The following is a 257-nucleotide window of genomic DNA, read 5'->3' as shown; positions in this document are numbered from 1 at the left end:
AACGTTCACAAATTTTACCTTAGCCTGAATAAACACCAGTGAAAGTGCTATCCAGTCTAACTTTCTATTACATACCCAAATTTTTAAAGAACGATCTAATCAAAAGATCAGAAATCAACATTCACCATCATTTGATGGAATGCTCATTTCTAAGCTTTACGATACAGAAGCAAGTAATGGTGGAGCCAAACGGGATCGAACCGTTGACCTCCTGCGTGCAAGGCAGGCGCTCTCCCAGCTGAGCTATGGCCCCATAT

The 257-nt window shown here is 41.6% G+C and carries 1 tRNA gene; it reads right to left on the bottom strand.

Annotated features, from left to right (window positions below):
* Window positions 1-177: 177 nt before the first annotated feature.
* Window positions 178-253 (bottom strand) — tRNA-Ala (locus JQ845_RS22965).
* Between the last annotated feature and the right edge of the window lie 4 nt (window positions 254-257).

The organism is Pseudomonas paraversuta (assembly GCF_904063065.1).
Classification (GTDB): Bacteria; Pseudomonadota; Gammaproteobacteria; order Pseudomonadales; family Pseudomonadaceae; genus Aquipseudomonas; species Aquipseudomonas paraversuta.
This window is presented reverse-complemented; position numbering and strand designations above follow the sequence as displayed.